General features: G+C 58.0%; 16 protein-coding genes and 2 pseudogenes. 12 read left to right on the forward strand and 6 right to left on the reverse strand.

Annotation, left to right across the window (positions count from 1 at the left end):
* Positions 1 to 158 precede the first annotated feature (158 nt).
* Both fadD2 and fadD1 read left to right on the forward strand, forming a co-directional pair.
* The gene (fadD2, locus tag ACQ4MY_RS07880) at positions 159 to 1,847 is read left to right on the forward strand and encodes a long-chain-fatty-acid--CoA ligase FadD2 (protein WP_008082825.1); all 1,689 of its coding nucleotides are present in this window, start codon (positions 159 to 161) and stop codon (positions 1,845 to 1,847) included.
* A 346-nt stretch (positions 1,848 to 2,193) separates the two neighbouring features.
* Positions 2,194 to 3,891 carry a long-chain-fatty-acid--CoA ligase FadD1 gene (gene fadD1 / locus ACQ4MY_RS07885; protein WP_440094655.1) on the forward strand — a complete coding sequence of 566 codons (1,698 nt, stop codon included), beginning with the start codon at positions 2,194 to 2,196 and terminating at the stop codon, positions 3,889 to 3,891.
* Positions 3,892 to 4,011: 120 nt separating this feature from the next.
* Here fadD1 and ACQ4MY_RS07890 read toward each other — a convergent pair whose 3' ends face one another.
* Positions 4,012 to 4,389, reverse strand: a complete 378-nt coding sequence (locus ACQ4MY_RS07890) for a hypothetical protein (protein WP_008082340.1) — start codon at positions 4,387 to 4,389, stop codon at positions 4,012 to 4,014.
* Between the two features lie 199 nt (positions 4,390 to 4,588).
* Between ACQ4MY_RS07890 and ACQ4MY_RS07895 the strand changes: the two genes are divergently transcribed.
* From ACQ4MY_RS07895 to def, 3 genes are all read left to right on the forward strand, one after another.
* On the forward strand, positions 4,589 to 4,780 hold the full coding sequence (locus ACQ4MY_RS07895) for a CsbD family protein (RefSeq protein WP_008082339.1): 192 nt from the start codon (positions 4,589 to 4,591) through the stop codon (positions 4,778 to 4,780).
* 165 nt (positions 4,781 to 4,945) lie between these two features.
* Entirely contained in the window at positions 4,946 to 5,896 is a 951-nt protein-coding gene (locus tag ACQ4MY_RS07900) for a YihY/virulence factor BrkB family protein (RefSeq protein ID WP_008082338.1), read from the forward strand.
* Positions 5,897 to 5,898: 2 nt separating this feature from the next.
* On the forward strand, positions 5,899 to 6,438 hold the full coding sequence (gene def / locus ACQ4MY_RS07905) for a peptide deformylase (RefSeq protein ID WP_440094658.1): 540 nt from the start codon (positions 5,899 to 5,901) through the stop codon (positions 6,436 to 6,438).
* A gap of 81 nt (positions 6,439 to 6,519) precedes the next feature.
* Here def and ACQ4MY_RS07910 read toward each other — a convergent pair whose 3' ends face one another.
* Complete coding sequence (locus tag ACQ4MY_RS07910; RefSeq protein ID WP_008082333.1) at positions 6,520 to 6,927, reverse strand: GNAT family N-acetyltransferase; 408 nt, start codon at positions 6,925 to 6,927, stop codon at positions 6,520 to 6,522.
* Positions 6,928 to 7,251: 324 nt separating this feature from the next.
* Between ACQ4MY_RS07910 and ACQ4MY_RS07915 the strand changes: the two genes are divergently transcribed.
* From ACQ4MY_RS07915 to ACQ4MY_RS07940, 6 genes and pseudogenes are all read left to right on the forward strand, one after another.
* A complete protein-coding gene (locus ACQ4MY_RS07915) occupies positions 7,252 to 8,193 on the forward strand; it encodes a fatty acid desaturase (RefSeq protein ID WP_440094660.1) in 942 nt (313 codons plus the stop codon).
* A 140-nt stretch (positions 8,194 to 8,333) separates the two neighbouring features.
* Positions 8,334 to 9,125 (forward strand): phosphate/phosphite/phosphonate ABC transporter substrate-binding protein, encoded by a 792-nt coding sequence (locus ACQ4MY_RS07920; protein ID WP_440094662.1) that lies wholly within the window; start codon positions 8,334 to 8,336, stop codon positions 9,123 to 9,125.
* Positions 9,126 to 9,312: 187 nt separating this feature from the next.
* Complete coding sequence (locus tag ACQ4MY_RS07925) at positions 9,313 to 9,840, forward strand: sigma-70 family RNA polymerase sigma factor (protein WP_440094664.1); 528 nt, start codon at positions 9,313 to 9,315, stop codon at positions 9,838 to 9,840.
* Positions 9,837 to 10,850 carry an ABC transporter substrate-binding protein gene (locus ACQ4MY_RS07930; protein WP_440094666.1) on the forward strand — a complete coding sequence of 338 codons (1,014 nt, stop codon included), beginning with the start codon at positions 9,837 to 9,839 and terminating at the stop codon, positions 10,848 to 10,850. Before ACQ4MY_RS07925 ends, ACQ4MY_RS07930 begins: the two co-directional genes overlap by 4 nt.
* Before the next feature lie 521 nt (positions 10,851 to 11,371).
* Positions 11,372 to 12,148 (forward strand): annotated as a pseudogene (locus ACQ4MY_RS07935) (PAS domain-containing protein); the annotation flags it as partial.
* Between the two features lie 114 nt (positions 12,149 to 12,262).
* A pseudogene (locus tag ACQ4MY_RS07940) lies at positions 12,263 to 12,691 on the forward strand (methyl-accepting chemotaxis protein); the annotation flags it as partial.
* Positions 12,692 to 12,781: 90 nt separating this feature from the next.
* Here ACQ4MY_RS07940 and ACQ4MY_RS07945 read toward each other — a convergent pair.
* The 4 genes from ACQ4MY_RS07945 to ACQ4MY_RS07960 form a co-directional block, all read right to left on the reverse strand.
* Positions 12,782 to 13,171, reverse strand: a complete 390-nt coding sequence (locus ACQ4MY_RS07945; protein ID WP_440094667.1) for a hypothetical protein — start codon at positions 13,169 to 13,171, stop codon at positions 12,782 to 12,784.
* A 180-nt stretch (positions 13,172 to 13,351) separates the two neighbouring features.
* The gene (locus tag ACQ4MY_RS07950) at positions 13,352 to 13,903 is read right to left on the reverse strand and encodes a hypothetical protein (RefSeq protein WP_008082322.1); all 552 of its coding nucleotides are present in this window, start codon (positions 13,901 to 13,903) and stop codon (positions 13,352 to 13,354) included.
* A gap of 152 nt (positions 13,904 to 14,055) precedes the next feature.
* Positions 14,056 to 15,480: an MFS transporter gene (locus ACQ4MY_RS07955; protein WP_440094669.1), complete on the reverse strand. Its 1,425-nt coding sequence runs from the start codon at positions 15,478 to 15,480 to the stop codon at positions 14,056 to 14,058.
* 125 nt (positions 15,481 to 15,605) lie between these two features.
* Positions 15,606 to 16,046 (reverse strand): PACE efflux transporter, encoded by a 441-nt coding sequence (locus ACQ4MY_RS07960; protein WP_053122973.1) that lies wholly within the window; start codon positions 16,044 to 16,046, stop codon positions 15,606 to 15,608.
* A 122-nt stretch (positions 16,047 to 16,168) separates the two neighbouring features.
* On the opposite strand from ACQ4MY_RS07960, the gene ACQ4MY_RS07965 reads away from it, so the two are divergent.
* Positions 16,169 to 17,047, forward strand: a complete 879-nt coding sequence (locus ACQ4MY_RS07965) for a LysR family transcriptional regulator (RefSeq protein WP_440094671.1) — start codon at positions 16,169 to 16,171, stop codon at positions 17,045 to 17,047.
* The last annotated feature ends 263 nt before the right edge of the window (positions 17,048 to 17,310 follow it).

The raw sequence follows: 17,310 nt of genomic DNA on the forward strand, positions 1-17,310 counted from the left end.
CTGATCAGCCCACGCCACGGCACGAAGATTCACACGATCAATGACGGCTTTGCCCGTATTTGCCTCAATGGCCATAACTGCTAGTGTCCGTGAAGCTCCGCTTTTTCAGAAATGACAGAAAGCGGCCCGGATCGGCTCAGGTAAAGAGGACAAGAACAATGCAACCTGATTTCTGGAACGACAAGCGCCCGGCCGGCGTACCGCTGGACATCGACATGGGCGAGTTCAAGTCGGTGATCGAGGTGTTTGAACGTTCCTGCAAGAAGTTCGCGGATCGCCCGGCGTTCAGCAACATGGGCGTGACCCTGACCTACGCTGAACTCGAACGCCAGAGCGCCGCCTTCGCCGGTTACCTGCAAGCGCACACCGATCTGGTGCCGGGCGATCGCATTGCGGTGCAGATGCCCAACGTCCTGCATTACCCGATTGCGGTGTTCGGTGCGTTACGCGCCGGGCTGATTGTGGTCAATACCAACCCGTTGTACACCGCGCGGGAGATGCGTCACCAGTTCAAGGATTCCGGCGCGCGCGCATTGGTTTACCTGAACATGTTCGGCCAGAAAGTCCAGGAAGTGCTGCCTGACACCGACATCCAGTACCTGATCGAAGCGAAGATGGGCGACCTGATGTCCACCGCCAAGGGCTGGCTGGTCAACACCGTGGTCAGCAAAGTGAAAAAAATGGTCCCGGAGTATTCGCTGCCGCAAGCGATCTCCTTCAAGAGCGCGCTGCGCATGGGCCGAGGCCTGGGCATCAAGCCGCTGAAGGTCAGTCTCGACGACACCGCCGTGCTGCAATACACCGGCGGCACCACCGGCCTGGCGAAAGGCGCGATGCTGACCCACGGCAATCTGGTGGCGAACATGCAACAAGTGCGTGCGTGTCTGGCGCAGCTCGGGCCGGACGGTCAGCCACTGCTGCGCGAAGGTCAGGAGGTGATGATCGCGCCGCTGCCGCTGTACCACATCTATGCCTTCACCGCGAATTGCATGTGCATGATGGTCTCCGGTAACCACAACGTACTGATCAGCAATCCGCGCGACATTGCCGGCTTCATCAAAGAGCTGAAGAACTGGCGTTTCTCGGCACTGTTGGGTTTGAACACGCTGTTCGTCGCACTGATGGAGCACCCGGATTTCAAGACCCTGGACTTCTCCAGCCTGAAACTCACCAACTCCGGCGGCACTGCGCTAGTGAAAGCCACCGCCGAGCGTTGGGAGCAGATGACCGGTTGCCGCATCACCGAAGGTTACGGTCTGACCGAAACCTCGCCCGTGGCCTGCACCAATCCGTATGGCGACCAGTCGCGCCTCGGCACGGTCGGCCTGCCAGTGCCGGGTACCTTGCTCAAAGTCATCAACGATGACGGCGTCGAGCAGCCGATGGGCGAGCGCGGCGAGCTGTGCATCAAGGGCCCGCAGATCATGAAAGGCTACTGGCTCAAACCGGAAGCCACCGCCGAAGTGCTGGATGCCGAGGGCTGGTTCAAGTCTGGCGACATTGCGGTGATCGATCCGGACGGATTTGTACGGATTGTCGATCGCAAGAAGGACATGATCATCGTCTCCGGTTTCAACGTGTACCCGAACGAGATCGAAGACGTGGTGATGGCCCATCCGAAAGTCGCCAATTGCGCGGTGATCGGCGTGCCGGACGAGCGCTCGGGCGAGGCGGTGAAGCTGTTTGTGGTGGCGCGGGAGACCGGCGTCAGCCTTGAAGAGTTGAAGGCTTACTGCAAAGAGAATTTCACCGCATACAAGGTGCCGAAACACATCGTGCTGCGTGAGTCGTTGCCGATGACGCCAGTGGGTAAGATCCTGCGCCGTGAGTTGCGCGATATCGCTTAACGCTTGAAAACAAAAAGATCGCAGCCTTCGGCAGCTCCTACAGGAAACACATCCCATGTAGGAGCTGCCGAAGGCTGCGATCTTTTGCTTCTAAGCCCCTAATTCCGGGGCTTTCAAAGTGTTATAGGATTTTTGCTCTAAAATGACCGTTAGCAAGTCTTGAGTCACAAACATGACTGTATGGGCCGCTTTTGGCTCTAGTCGACCCTCGGCAAAGCTGCTACTCTCGGCGCGCTTTGTGACTTCTCGGCCTATCTAAAAGCCAGATTCACCAATACAAAACAAACACCAATAATAATCGCATCAAATGCGGTGAAGAATTCGCGTTGCTGAGGAGTGGGCTTCCATGATCGAAGACTTTTGGAAGGATAAGTACCCCGCTGGAATTGCTGCCGACATCAATCCAGACGAGTACCCGAATATTCAGGCAGTGTTGAAGCAGTCCTGCCAACGCTTCGCCAACAAACCGGCTTTCAGCAACCTGGGCAAGACAATCACCTACGGTGAACTGTACGAATTGTCCGGTGCGTTTGCCGCGTATCTGCAACAGCATACCGACTTGCAGCCCGGTGATCGAATCGCCGTGCAATTGCCCAACGTTCTGCAATACCCGGTAGCCGTCTTCGGTGCCATCCGCGCCGGGCTGATCGTGGTCAACACCAACCCGCTGTACACCGCGCGGGAAATGGAACACCAATTCAACGACTCCGGTGCCAAAGCCCTCGTTTGCCTGGCCAACATGGCGCATCTGGCCGAAGCCGTGGTGCCGAAAACCGGCGTCAAACACGTCATCGTCACCGAAGTCGCCGACCTGCTGCCGCCGATCAAGCGCCTGCTGATCAACAGCGTCATCAAGTACGTGAAGAAAATGGTCCCGGCCTATCACTTGCCCAAGGCCGTCAAGTTCAATGACGTGCTGAGCAAAGGCCAGGGCCAGCCTGTGGCCGAAGCCAACCCGGACAGCGGCGACGTTGCGGTGCTGCAATATACCGGTGGCACCACCGGCGTTGCCAAGGGTGCGATGCTGACCCACCGCAACCTCGTCGCCAACATGCTGCAGTGCAAGGCGCTGATGGGGTCGAACCTCAATGAAGGTTGCGAGATCCTGATCACGCCGCTGCCGCTGTACCACATCTATGCGTTCACCTTTCATTGCATGGCGATGATGCTGATCGGCAACCACAACATCCTGATCAGCAACCCGCGCGACCTGCCGGCGATGGTCAAGGAACTGTCGAAGTGGAAGTTCAGCGGTTTCGTCGGCCTCAACACATTGTTCGTGGCGCTGTGCAACAACGAAGGTTTCCGCAAGCTGGACTTCTCGGCGCTCAAAGTCACCTTGTCCGGCGGTATGGCCCTGCAACTGGCCGCTGCCGAGCGCTGGAAAGCGGTGACCGGCTGCTCGATCTGCGAAGGTTACGGCATGACCGAAACCAGCCCGGTGGCCACGGTCAACCCGATCCAGAACATCCAGATCGGCACCATCGGCATTCCAGTGCCGTCGACCCTGTGCAAAGTCATCGACGACGCCGGTGTCGAGCAGCCGCTGGGTGAAATTGGCGAGCTGTGCATCAAGGGTCCGCAAGTGATGAAGGGCTACTGGCAGCGTCAGGAAGCCACCGATGAAATGCTCGACAGCGAAGGCTGGCTGAAAACAGGTGACATCGCGCTGATCCAGCCGGACGGCTACATGCGTATTGTCGATCGCAAGAAAGACATGATTCTGGTCTCCGGTTTCAACGTTTATCCGAACGAACTGGAAGACGTGCTGGCGACCCTGCCGGGCGTGTTGCAGTGCGCGGCGATCGGCGTGCCGGACGAGAAGTCGGGCGAGGCGATCAAGATTTTCATCGTTGCCAAACCGGGTGTCACCCTGACGAAAGAGCAGGTGATGGATCACATGCGTGCCAACGTCACGGGCTACAAGGTGCCGCGTTCGGTGGAATTCCGCGATGCGCTGCCGACCACCAACGTCGGCAAGATCCTGCGCCGCGAGTTGCGTGATGAAGAGCTGAAGAAGATCAAGGCCAAGTCCACCGCCTAAACCAAAAAGCCCCGCATCAGCGGGCTTTTTGTTGCAGATCAACAGATCGCAGCCTGCGGCAGCTCCTACATTTTGGAATGCGTTCCCTGTAGGAGCTGCCGCAGGCTGCGATCTGTTGATTTACTGACGGAACGGCGCGAAATTCACGTTGGTCCCCGCCGGACGCATGTCCTGCAGATACGAATCCTTGTCCGCACTCAATTCCAGGCTCAACGCCGCTTTGCGCTTGCCTTCATTGCGAATCACCAGCCCTTCGAGCTTTTCACGCAAAAACACCGTTGGCACTTTCAGGTGCAGCAGTTCGTCGGTGGCCGGCGTGTGCATCAGCAGGTGAATCCACTCGTACTGACCAATCGCCAGACGCGACACCGGCAGGTCGAACCACCAGATGTTGCGGTTGCGGTTCAGTTCGGCGAAGTGGCAGTTGTTGGTGCCGAGCACAGCGCCACCCAGTTCCTTGTTTCTACGGGCGATGGCGAGCGTTTTATCGAGTTTCATAACATTCCTGCGGGATCGGTTCATTGGCGCACGGCGCCCATATGTTGCGCATTCTCGTGGCAATGCACCCAAACATAAAGCCCAACCTGCTCGTCGCGACGAAATGATCCGGCGAAAAATAAATGAAACTTGGCGCAAACCCGGCCAGTCAATCATTACGTACTGACTTTTCCTCCTAATTGCACCAAGGAGAAACACCATGAGTAGCACAGGCGATAAAGTAAAAGGCATGGCCAACGAAGCAGTCGGCAACGTCAAGCAAGGCGTCGGTAAAGCCACCGACAACACCAAGCTGCAAGCCGAAGGCAAGATTCAAGAGAAGAAAGGCGAAGCCCAGCAAGCAGTCGGCAAAGCCAAGGACGCGGTCAAGAAAGGCGTCGACAAGGCGTAATCCAGCCTTGAACGAAACACACGAACGGCCATCCAAGGATGGCCGTTTTTGTGTCGAAATCCTGCTGACACCCGGCAAGGTTCGCCAAACAGGCTACCTTGATGTAAAAAACGGCCCCTGAGTCGCCACGACTTCAAACCTGTATAGCGGCGAAAGGAGACGCGAATGATATTTCCGGACATGAAAGGTCTGCCCCTGCACCGGGTGATGGTGCGCACGGTCACTGAATTCGTCGATGACGAAATGTCGACCTACGCCTCGGCACTGGCCTACCAGATGCTGTTCTCGCTGTTCCCGTTCATCCTGTTTCTGATCGCCCTGATCGGTTTCCTGCACCTGCCGGACTTCTTCTCCTGGCTGCGCCTGCAATCGGAACTGGTGTTGCCGCCGCAGGCACTGGAGCAAGTCAACCCGGTAATCGACCAGCTGCAGCAATCCAAGGGCGGTCTGCTCTCGGTCGGTATCGTTATCGCTCTGTACACCGCCTCCGCTGGCGTGCGCCTGATGATGAGCGCGATGAACGCCGCGTATGACGTGGTCGAAGGGCGGCCGATCTGGAAGCGTTTCCCGCTGTCGATTTTCTACACCGTCGGTATTGCCGGCATGTTGCTGGTAGCCGCCGCGTTGATGGTGCTCGGGCCGCAAGTGATGGGCTGGATTGCCGCGCAGGTTGGTCTGGAAGAAGTCATCGTGACCATTTGGACCATCGCGCGCTGGCCGGTGATCGTGATTCTGATGATGGTTGCCGTGGCACTGATCTACTACGTGATGCCTGACGTCAAACAGGAATTCCGCTTCATCACGCCGGGCTCGGTATTGGCCGTGGTGGTGTGGATCATCGCCTCGTTGGGTTTCGCGTTCTACGTGAAAACCTTCGCCAACTACAACGCGATGTATGGCAGCATCGGGGCGATCATCGTGCTCTTGCTGTACTTCTACATTTCCGCCGCGGTGCTGCTGCTCGGTGCGGAGATGAACGCGGTGATCGAGCACATGTCCAGCGAGGGCAAGGATGCGGGCGAAAAAGTCCCCGGCGAACTCGATGAACAACCCAAACAACACGTCTCGGGCCTGGGCCGCGATCATTCGCTCAAGCCGGACACTGACGAAGTCTGATCATGATCCGTGAAATTCTCAAAATGGGCGACGAGCGCCTGCTGCGCATCGCCCCGCCGGTGCCGCCGGAAATGTTCAACAGCGCCGAGTTGTGGCAACTGATCGACGACATGTTCCAGACCATGGAAAGCGTCGGTGGCGTTGGCCTGGCCGCGCCGCAGATCGGCGTTGATCTGCAACTGGTGATCTTCGGTTTCGAGCACAGCGAACGTTACCCCGACGCCGAAGCCGTGCCGCAGACGATCCTGATCAACCCGCTGATCACGCCGTTGAATCCGTTGATGGAGGAGGGGTTTGAAGGGTGTTTGTCGGTGCCGGGGTTGCGCGGTGCGGTGGATCGTTTTCAGCAGATTCGCTACGAGGGTTTTGATCCGAAGGGCGAGCCGATTGTGCGCGTGGCTTCGGGGTTTCATGCGCGGGTGGTGCAGCATGAATGCGATCACCTGATCGGCCGGTTGTACCCGTCGCGCATCACCGACTTCAGCAAGTTCGGCTTCACCGAAGTGATGTTTCCGGATCTCGATCCCACGGTTGACGATTAACCAGAATCAAAAGATCGCAGCCTTCGGCAGCTCCTACAGGGATAGGTGTAGGAGCTGCCGAAGGCTGCGATCTTTTGATCTTCACCCCAGGCCCATCGCAATCATCGGCTTGCTCCGCGCATAGCGGCTCAATCGCTCTGCCATCGCTTGCGGCAGGGCGGGGTCATAACTGAACCCGCGCCGCTCATAAAAACCACGCAAGTCCGGATGGCAGAACAGCCACACCGGCTCCGTCACATCCTGCACCGCCGCCGCAATCAATTGTGCAGCAAGCCCTTGCTCTCGGCACTGCGGATCAACCAACAACCCCGTCAACCAATGCCCACCCGCCACCGGCCGCAAGCACAGTGCCGCCACAATCTCACCCCGTCGCGCCACCCACAATTGCGCCTCGCGCACCGCTTTCATCGACGACTGGTGGCTGCGGTAAAACTTGTTCATCAACGGCCAGAGTGACGCGTCGAGCAGGCTGTACTGGGTATCGGGCATGGGGTCTGACTGTCGGTGGGCAAAGCGGCGATTATAAAAGAACGCGGGCCTGTGGATAGGTGTATACCTGACCTCACATCCCCTGTGAGTGGAGTACGCATCATGTCCAAAGGTATGGATTCAAAAAAAGCCGCGAAGAAGAAACCGGCCAAGACCGCGATTGAAAAACGTGCGGAGAAGAAGGCCAAGAAAGTCGACATCTTCGGTCACTGATCACGCCTTTCGGAAGCCCGGTTCTCGGGCTTCCCTGTTGATTGAAAATAATCTGCAAGATTCTCGGTGGTCGTTGCACAGAAAGGGAAGGAACCCGCAGCGAGCAACGCCATGCCCCATTATTTCGACGCCGCCCACCGGCAACACATCGAAACCCTGCGCCAACGCTTCACTGCCCGCACCGAATGGCCGACCTGGTTGCTGCTGATCGCGGTGTATGGCGGCTGGTTTGCCATCCTTCTCAATAGCCATAGGCTCGGTCCCGGCCTGAGTACGTTGCTGCTGATTCCGCTGCTGGTGTTGTGGCTGTCGGTGCAGCACGAATTGCTCCATGGCCATCCGACCCGCTCCAAAGCGCTGAACAAAATCCTCGGTTATGCGCCGTTTGCGGTGTGGTATCCGTACACGCTTTATCGCGACAGCCATCTGTTGCATCACCGCGACGAGGACTTGACCGTGCCCGGCGTCGATCCAGAAAGCCGCTACCTGAGCGCAGCACGCTGGCAGGGCCGTCCACTGTTCGCGCGCAGCCTGCACTGGCTGAACAAAACCGTACTCGGTCGCTTCGTGATCGGTGCGCCGCTGGCACTGATCGCACTGGCCACAGAAGAACTGCAACGGCTGAAAAACGCCGAGCGCCAGGCGTGGTTGATGTGGCTGACCCACGGCGCGCTGACCTTATTGATGCTCGGATTTATCGCCCGCTACAGTGCGCTGCCCGTGTGGCATTACGTGCTCCTGATCAGCGTGCCGGCACTGTCGATCGCGATGATTCGCTCCTACTATGAACATCGTCCGCACGCGCAACCGCAGCAGCGCAGCGTGCTCAACGAGGCTGCGTGGCCGTGGCGCTGGCTGTTTCTCAACCTCAACTTTCATCTGGTGCACCACGACTTGCCGGGGTTGGCGTGGTACGACTTGCCCAAGGTCTACTGGCGACATCGCGAGCAGTGGCTGGCGCGCAGCGGCGGGTTTCTGGTGCAAGGGTACGGGCAGTTGTGGCGCGAGCATGGCATCAAACCAATCGACAGCCCCGAGCATCCCTATCACTGAGCCAAAACCACCACCGTCCCCTGTAGGAGTGTGCCTGCTCGCGATAGCGGTCTGTTTGTGACATCTACTGTGCATGACCCACCGCTATCGCGAGCAGGCTCACTCCTACATTTGGACATTCGTTGTCAGGGAATATGTGAATGACCCAATACCACGCCGAACTCTTGATGTACACCGCCCCCGAGCCCATCCGCGTGGCCAACGAACGCTGGCTCGCGCGCATCCTTGAGCACCTCGGCCACACACGCCTGAACGCTGAAACCCTGTCATTGCCCGAACTCTGGTTATCCCCCAATTTGCTGCTCACACAAACCTGCGGTTATCCGTTGATGACAGCGTTAAAAGGCCAGGTTCGAGTGATCGGCCGCCCGCGCTACGAACTCCCCGATGCCAGCGCCGGCAATCATTGCAGCCTGCTCCTCAGCCGCGTCGATGATCCACGCGAAACCTTGCCAGCCTTTCGCGACAGCCGCGGCGTGATCAACAGCGACGACTCCAACAGCGGCATGAACCTGTTGCGTCAACGCCTCGCCCCGCTGCATCGGGATGGGCAATTCTTCTCCACGGTCGGTATCAGCGGCGGTCACCGTGAAAGCCTGCGCTGGTTGCGTGAAAGGCGCGCAGATCTGGCCGCCATCGACAGCGTCACCTTCGCCTACCTCGCGCGGCATGCGCCTGAGGAAGTCAGGGGATTACGTGTTGTTGGACGCAGTGCGTTCAGTCCGACCTTGCCTTTTATCACCGTTGCCAGTGCTACGGATGAACAGATAGAGCGGCTGCGGCAGGTGATGAATCAGTCGTTGCACGAACTTCCGGATGTTGTGCAAACGTTGGGATTGCCAGAGGTGTTGGCGGCGGGTGAGGGTGATTATCAGGTGGTGCTCGACTATCAGCGTGAGGCTGAGGAGTTGGGGTATGGCCACTTGCGTTGAAAGATCGCAGCCTTCGGCAGCTCCTACAGGAGCATGTAGGAGCTGGCGAAGGCTGCGATCTTTTGATCTTATATTCATAAAATGCATATAAAAATGATATTTAAATATTATTAATGCATAAGGCGCTTTGCTACGATCGCGCCACCGGAACACCGGACATTCAGCGACCCCTAACCCAGGAGCCCCTATGTCCGGCGCCGACCTTTCTCATCGCCAGCACCTCGACGGCTTGTTCCGCGCCCATCACCACTGGCTCTGCGCCTATCTGCGTGGTCATCTGCGCGACGTCGCCAGTATTGAAGACATCGCTGCCGAAACCTTCGCGCAACTGCTCGAAGCCCCTGCGCTGCAAGCGATTCGCGAACCGCGCGCACTGCTGACGACCATTGCCCGGCGCTTGCTCTTCCAGCGCTGGCGCCATGCTGATCTGGAGCGGCGGCATTTGCCCTCGATCGAGACGCAAACCAGCGCATCCCCGGAAGACATCGCGCACTTCAGTCAGGCACTGTCTCGCCTCGATCGCAGCCTGCAGCGGCTGCCCGGCAAAGTCCGCTCGACCTTTTTGCTCGCGCGCATCGACGGCCTGACTTACCCGCAAATCGCCGCTGAACTGGGCATCTCGCAACGTTCGGTCAGCGTCTACATGAGCCGTTCCCAGGCCCTGTGCAATCGCCACAGCGCCCGTCAATTCCTACAAGAAAAGAGGTCTGCATGAGATCGATCAAAACCCTGCTCGGCCGTTCGTTGCTGGCGCTGAGCCTGAGCGTCGGCGCCGTCTCGGCGGCTGAGAAAGCCGCGCCGATTCACTTCGGCGATATCACCTGGGAGAGCGGCAGTTTCATCACCGAAGTGCTGCGTCTGATCGTTGAAAAAGGCTACGGCTACCCGACCGACACATTGCCTGGCAGCACCGTCAGCCTGGAGGCAGCGCTGGCCAAAAACGATATTCAGGTGATCGGCGAAGAATGGGCCGGGCGCAGTCCGGCGTGGGTCAAAGCCGCTGCCGAGGGCAAGGTGTTTGGCCTTGGTGACACGGTCAAAGGCGCGACCGAAGGCTGGTGGGTGCCGGAGTATGTGATCAAGGGCGACCCTGAGCGGGGGATCAAGGCTGTGGCACCGGAGCTGAAATCGGTGGCGGATCTGCCGCGCTACAAAGAGCTGTTCCGCGATCCGGAAGACCCGAGCCGCGGGCGTTTCCTCAACAGCCCGACCGGCTGGACCTCAGAGATCGTCAACAGCCAGAAGCTCAAGGCGTATGCGCTCAACGACAGCTTCGTCAACTTCCGCACCGGTTCCGGCGCGGCGCTGGACGCTGAGGTGGCATCGTCGATCAAACGCGGCAAACCGGTGCTGTTCTACTACTGGTCGCCGACGCCGCTGCTCGGGCGTTTCAAACTGGTGAAACTGGAAGAGCCGCCATTCGATGCCGAAGCCTGGAAAACCCTGGCCGATGCCAATAACCCCAACCCCAAGGGCACCCGCTCGATGCCGGCAAGCCTGGCAATTGGCGTGTCGGCGCCGTTCAAGGCGCAGTATCCGGAGCTGGTGACGTTTTTCGAGAAGGTCGATCTGCCGATTGATCTGTTGAACCAGACACTGGCGCAAATGAGTGAAAAACGCTTACAGCCGCGGGCAGTGGCCGAAGCGTTTCTGCGCAATCAACCCCAAGTCTGGAAGCTCTGGGTCCCGGCAGAAGTAGCCACCCAAGTCAGCACCAACCTCTAACCGCGCCCCCTGTAGGAGCTGCCGCAGGCTGCGATCTTTTGACTTTGATTTTTTTCAAGATCAAAAGATCGCAGCCTGCGGCAGCTCCTACAGAGGGAATGCATTTCTCGCTGAACCGTTTTTTGTGCAAAAAGTGCCAGAGTCTGGCCGACTAGTGGCCTTGCGCACGGCCTCGCGCTGGCTATGCTCCCCTGTAACTAACTATGTCGACCGTGCACGGTTAGTGCAGGAATTCATGCTGCCAGAGTGCGCAAGTCAAGGCACCGACACTGAACCAACAAGGAGCATCTTGTACATGGAAGTTCTTCAACGCGTTAGGGCTGGCCCGCGTGCGGGCTATCAAGAGAAGGATGTCTTGATTAGAGCGTCGCTGCATGGACACTCCGATTGATCATCATTTATCACCTGACAACTTCCTCCCGTGGAGGAATGCGTGTGCCTGTTCTGTGGAACGTAGTGGTGGATCGTGAAAGAACTGAACTTTCATCAAATCAAAAGTCCGCGCGGAAGGTGATACAACCATGTTCAACCTACATCACAAGGCTGACCTGCAGGAAATCGAGCGTTTCAGCTGCGCCCTGACCGAGGCCAATGCCAAGTTGGCGGCGATCAGCCGTTCGATGGCAATGATTGAATTCAGCCCTGACGGCATCGTCCTGGATGCCAATGAAAATTTCTGCAAGACCATGGGTTACAGCGCTGAAGAAGTGCGCGGCAAACATCACCGGGTGTTTTGCGAAGAAGCGTTTTACCGCAGCGAGGAATACGCCAAATTGTGGCGCGACCTGGCCCGGGGTGAACCGATCAGCGGCACGTTTCTGCGCTTGAACAAGGGCGGCAAGGAAGTCTGGCTCGAGGCCAGTTACATGCCCGTCTATGGCCCGGATAAACAGGTCAGAAGTGTGATCAAAGTGGCGGCGGACATCACCGCCCGGGTCAACAAGGAACACGAAGAAGAAAGCATGCTCGCGGCGATCAGTCGCTCGATGGCGGTGATCGAGTTCACCCCGGAAGGCAATGTCATCACTGCCAACGACAACTTTCTGAAAACCATGCAGTACTCGCTCAACGAAGTCGTCGGCCATCACCATAGCCTGTTCTGTCATCGGTCTGAGTCCGAGTCGGCGCAGTACAAGGCGTTCTGGGCATCGCTCAATCGCGGCGAATATCACTCCCATCGTTTTGAGCGCAAGAACAAGTCCGGGCAGATGGTGTATCTGGAGGCCTCGTACAACCCGCTGTTCGACGCCAAGGGCCGCTTGTACAAAGTGGTCAAGTTCGCCAGCGACATCACCCATCAGATGACCACCCTGCAAAACGCTGCCGAATCGGCCCACAGCACGTCGGTGCAAAACGACGCCTGTGCGCAGAAAGGCTCGCAAGTCGTGCAGCAGACGGTGCAGATCATCCAGGACATTTCCCGCGACCTCAACGAAGCCGCAGTGAGTATCGATGCGGTCAGCAAGCAGTCGGACATCATCGGCACCATCGTCCAGACCATTCGCGGCATTGCCGATCAGACCAACCTGCTGGCACTTAACGCTGCGATTGAAGCGGCGCGGGCCGGCGAACATGGGCGCGGGTTTGCGGTGGTGGCCGACGAGGTGCGCAGCCTCGCGGCACGAACCAGCCAGGCGACGCTGGAGATTGTCGATGTGGTGCGCAAGAACCATGATTTGTCGTTGAGCGCGGTGTCGAGCATGCAATCGAGTTTGAGCCGCACCGGGCTTGGCGTGGAATTGGCGAATGAGGCGGGGGCGGTCATTCAGGAAATCCAGCAGGGGTCACGGCATGTGGTGGATGCGATCAGTCAGTTCAATGAAACCCTGCAACTAAACTGAACCCGCTGAAAAAAGCGCTTATTCCTGGCCAGAGGACGGCAAGGAATGAGCGCCAGTGGGTATCGAGACCTGGAAGTCGCTATTGGAACTTCAAGCCTTTTTTAGCGGTTCAACAGTAATATCGATGGTGCCTTCAACTTGCCATTCCCTACCAAAATCATCCGGCAGGATTGCTTTGAAATTGCCCTTATAGGTGCCCTCCAGATGATTTACTTCAAGCATTCCCGTCAGATCTTTGGACACGGAATATAAGTTATCGGCATAAATGATGGATGCCGTCAGGTCATCAAGTATGTGAGTGTCGGTATCGATCCCGTCTTTGAATTCGAACGTCAGGGTTTTGCCCTGATTGTCATTGGTTCGAATGACTTTGGTAGGAATAGGCGGCGCATTCGGAATGACGATAAACGACGTGGCCGCGTAGTCTGCCCTTGCCGGGGCGCCCGCCAGGGTAAATTTAGCGTTAAGGGTGTTAGCCATGGATATCTCCTTATATCTGCAGTGAGGCGGGAATCTTATTGTTCCCGCCCCCGGATCATTGGCTTCACCGCCCTGGACGTCTACTGTCAGAAATTACAGGTAGCGTCGTTATCTGCCGCCATCCAGAAGAGCGGCCATAAAAAAAGAGCCCGTATTCAGGGCTCTTTTTTTCAGACGACGTCAAAGCGTAGCGAGTAGTTTATCCGCCATCTTGTCGCTGTCCTTGACGTCGTTGACGTTCTCTTTCTCCGATTGTGCCAGTTGCATTTTGTCCTGCAAACGCTGGGCAATCTCTTTGCTGATCGCCAGTTGTTTCTCCGGCGGCATGTTGGCGATGTCTTCCTCGGTAATGCCCAGGTCCTTGAGGATGCTGTCGCGCAGGCGCTGTTCCGGCGTCTTGCTCATGTAGTCCTTGAACTCGTCGGTGGCGCTTTTGCCGGCGACGGAAGTGGCATCGGTGGACTGCAGGTTGACGCGGGTCTTGGCGAACGCCTCGTCGACGTTATCGCTGATGCGCGTGGCTTCGCTGACTTGTTGGGTGGCAATCTGCGTGGCTGAAGCCTGTACCTTGCTGGTGGCTTCGGTGCTTTGCGTCTGTACCTGGTTTTGCAGGGTTTGCAGCATCGCGCCATGCAGGCCGCCTTGCAGACCGGCCGCCGCCGTGGCGGTGGCGTCTTCGGCTAACCGCTTGGGCAGCGGCAGCACTTCCATTTGTTTGGCACTGACCAACATGATGAATTGACCTGTAGGTAATGACTGACGGCCATACTCAGCAAATACCATGCCCTTGGAACAAAACCTTTTATTTCAAGGGCTTGATCAGAGTGTTGGACGAGAGATCGGCCATCCTTTGCCGCCGGGTGGCAGGGGATCACCGCCAGGTTTCAACGATGGGCAATGTTTTCCAGCGCCAGATTGCGGGTGCGCGGGCCGAACCAGCCGATGGTCAGCATCACGATCAACATGCTGCTGGCAATGAACGCCAACACGCCCGGCGTGCCGAAGCTGTCGAGAAAAAAGCCGATCAACAGACTGCTGAACACCGTCGACAAGCGACTGAACGAATAGCAGAAGCCCACTGCCCGTGCGCGGATATTGGTCGGGAACAGTTCGCTCTGGTACGAGTGATAACTGAAGCTCAGCCACGCGTTGCAGAAGGTGATCATCACGCCGCAGAAGATCAGCCCGAATGCGCTGGTCTGCAGGGCGAACAACGTACCGAAGGTCATTGCGCCGAGGGCGGAGCCGACGATCTGCCATTTGTTTTCGAAACGATTGGCGAACTTCACGAACAGCAACGGCCCGAGCGGGTAGGCGAGGGTGATGATGAAGGCGTACATCAAACTGTGCGTGACGCTGACCCCCTGACCGGAGAGCAACGCCGGCAACCAGTTGCCGAAACCGAAGAAACCGATGGCCTGGAAGATGTGGAAAACAATCAACATCAGTGCGCGACGGCGATAGGGTGGCTGCCAGATGTCGGCGAAGCGGCCCTTGCCTTCGACGTCGACCGGAACGGTTTCAGGAGCGTCCAGCGGCTTCCCATGATCCTTAGCGCAACGCGCCTCGACGTGGTCGAGAATCCGGTTGGCCTCATCAAAGCGGCCATTCTGCGCCAGCCAGCGCGGCGATTCCGGCAGACGCTTGCGCAGCCACCAGATAAACAGCGCGAACACCGCGCTCGCCAACACCACCCAACGCCAGCCGGACACGCCGAACGGCGCCTGCGGCACCAGCCACCACGACATCAGTGCCACCGCCGGCACCGAGAGAAACTGCACGAAAAACGCGAAGGCAAACGCCGAACTGCGCATGCGTTTGGGCACCAGTTCCGAGAGGTAGGCGTCGATGGTCACCAGTTCGATGCCCAAACCGATGCCGACCAGAAAACGCATGCCGATGATCCCCAGTGCGGAACTCTGAATGCCCATCAACACCGTCGCCACGGTGTACCAGACCAGCGCGAAGGTGAAGATCGCTCGACGGCCGAAGCGATCCGCCAACGGGCTGAGCAGGCTGGCGCCGAGGAACAGGCCGAGGAACGTCGCCGAAGCAAACGCCGCCTGATCGGAGAATCCGAACACGCCTTGATTGCCGGTGGCGAAGATTCCGTCACGGATCAGGCCGGGGCTGATGTAGGCCGTCTGGAACAGGTCGTAGAGTTCGAAAAATCCACCGATCGACAGCAGCGCCACCAACCGCCAGATCGTCGCGACGGCCGGGAGGCGGTCGATGCGGGCGGACACTTGGGCGGCGCGTATCGGGTCGATGCCGTCGCTTTGCGCGGCGGCGGAGGCATGTGCAGTCATGGGCAGGTCCATTTTTTATTGATGGAAAAGCTTAGCCTGCTATCGGAGTTTACGGATTGTGAATATCGGCGGTTTATCCGGATAAACCGCTGATTTCTCGCAATATCTGCTTACCAATTAACGATTTATGCCGCAGCCGCCGAATCGGGCAGCGCCGAGGCCGGCAAACCGAAAATCCGGTCAAACAGCCAGTTGAAGGCGAACGTGTAGCACGGGATGAAAATGATCAGCGCCAGATCCAGCAGAAACGCCTGCACCAGACTGATGTTCATCCACCAGGCGATCAACGGAATCAGGAACACGATCAAGGTCAATTGAAAACCGATGGCGTGGGCGATGCGGCGTTTGACCGTGCGCGTGCGCGAGACCTGACGGCTTTCCCAGCGCTCGAAGAGTGAGGTGTAAATGAAGTTCCAGGTTACGGCGATGGTGGTGATGATCACCGCCAACGGCCCGGTGCTGCCCGGGGAGGTGCCGGACAACAGCGCCAGGCCGAGAGCGGAGAAGGTCATGCCGATCACTTCGTAGAGCGACACGTAGACCAGTTTGCGTTTGACGCCTTGCATGCGGTTTTGCCTCTTTCTTGCCGTTTGTTGGCCAGCAGGGCTGGCGAAGGCGACGAAAGATAGCTTCAATGGTGCTGACAGAAGAAGTCAGCTACTTTCAGTTTTGTTGATAGGTGTTCGGAGTGAATTTTAACAGCGACAGCATTGAGCTGTTTCTAGCCGTGATTGAACGCGGCTCGTTTTCTGCGGCGGCTCGTGCGTTGGGTCGAGTGCCTTCCGCCGTCAGCATGAGTATTGGCAACCTGGAAGCCGAACTCGGTTATCTGCTGTTCGACCGCAGCCATCGCGAGCCGCAACCCACGGCGATGGCGTTGTCCTTGGTGCCGCACGCGCGACTGATCGCCGAGCAACTCAAGCAACTGCAAGTGCACGCGGTGGAGTTGTCGCTGGGGCTGGAAAGCAAGTTGTCGATTGGCGTGGTCGCAGACATTGACCGGCGGCGTTTGCTGGCGGCGATCAAAGTGATCGCCGAGCGCCATCCTTTGCTCGATATCGAAGTGCTGACAGCGCCGCAGGATGACGTGCTGGCGATGCTGCACAGCGGCCGGGTCAGCGTGTGCCTGGCGTTCGCCGGGTTGAGCATGAACGTGCTGGAACGTTTTCAGTTTGTCGGCAGCGAACGGATGATCGCCACGCTGGCAGCGGACAGCCCGTTATTGCAGGGGCAGGATTTGTTCCTCGAGGATCTGGTGCATGTGCGGCAGATCATCGTCGCCAGTCGCGACTTGCCGATCAGTGAGACGCGGCCGTTGGTGGCGCAGTCGTATTGGCGTGCCGACAGTCTTGAGACGGCGATGGAAATGGTCGAGGCGGGATTGGGCTGGGGCAATTTTCCGCTGTCGGTGGTGCAGTTGCGACTGGACAACGGAAGGCTGAAACGCCTGAATTTCCGCAACATCGAAAACGGCCTGGTGATGCCGGTGCACGCGGTGTGGCTCAAGAGCCAGCCCTTACAGAAAGGCGCGCTGGCCCTTGTCGAGTCATTGGGTAACCCCCTGTAGGAGCTGCCGAAGGCTGCGATCTTTTGATATTGACTCTAAAAGATCAGATCAAAAGATCGCAGCCTGCGGCAGCTCCTACCGGGATCGTGTTTCACCCCGGGATTTGTGCCCACCACAAAAACCTGTGGGAGCCATTGGGTAACCCCCTGTAGGAGCTGCCGAAGGCTGCGATCTTTTGATGTTGCTTCTAAAAGATCAGATCAAAAGATCGCAGCCTGCGGCAGCTCCTACCGGGATCGTGTTTCACCCCGGGATTTGTGCCC

Source organism: Pseudomonas sp. SM4, from assembly GCF_051913165.1.
Classification (GTDB): domain Bacteria; phylum Pseudomonadota; class Gammaproteobacteria; order Pseudomonadales; family Pseudomonadaceae; genus Aquipseudomonas.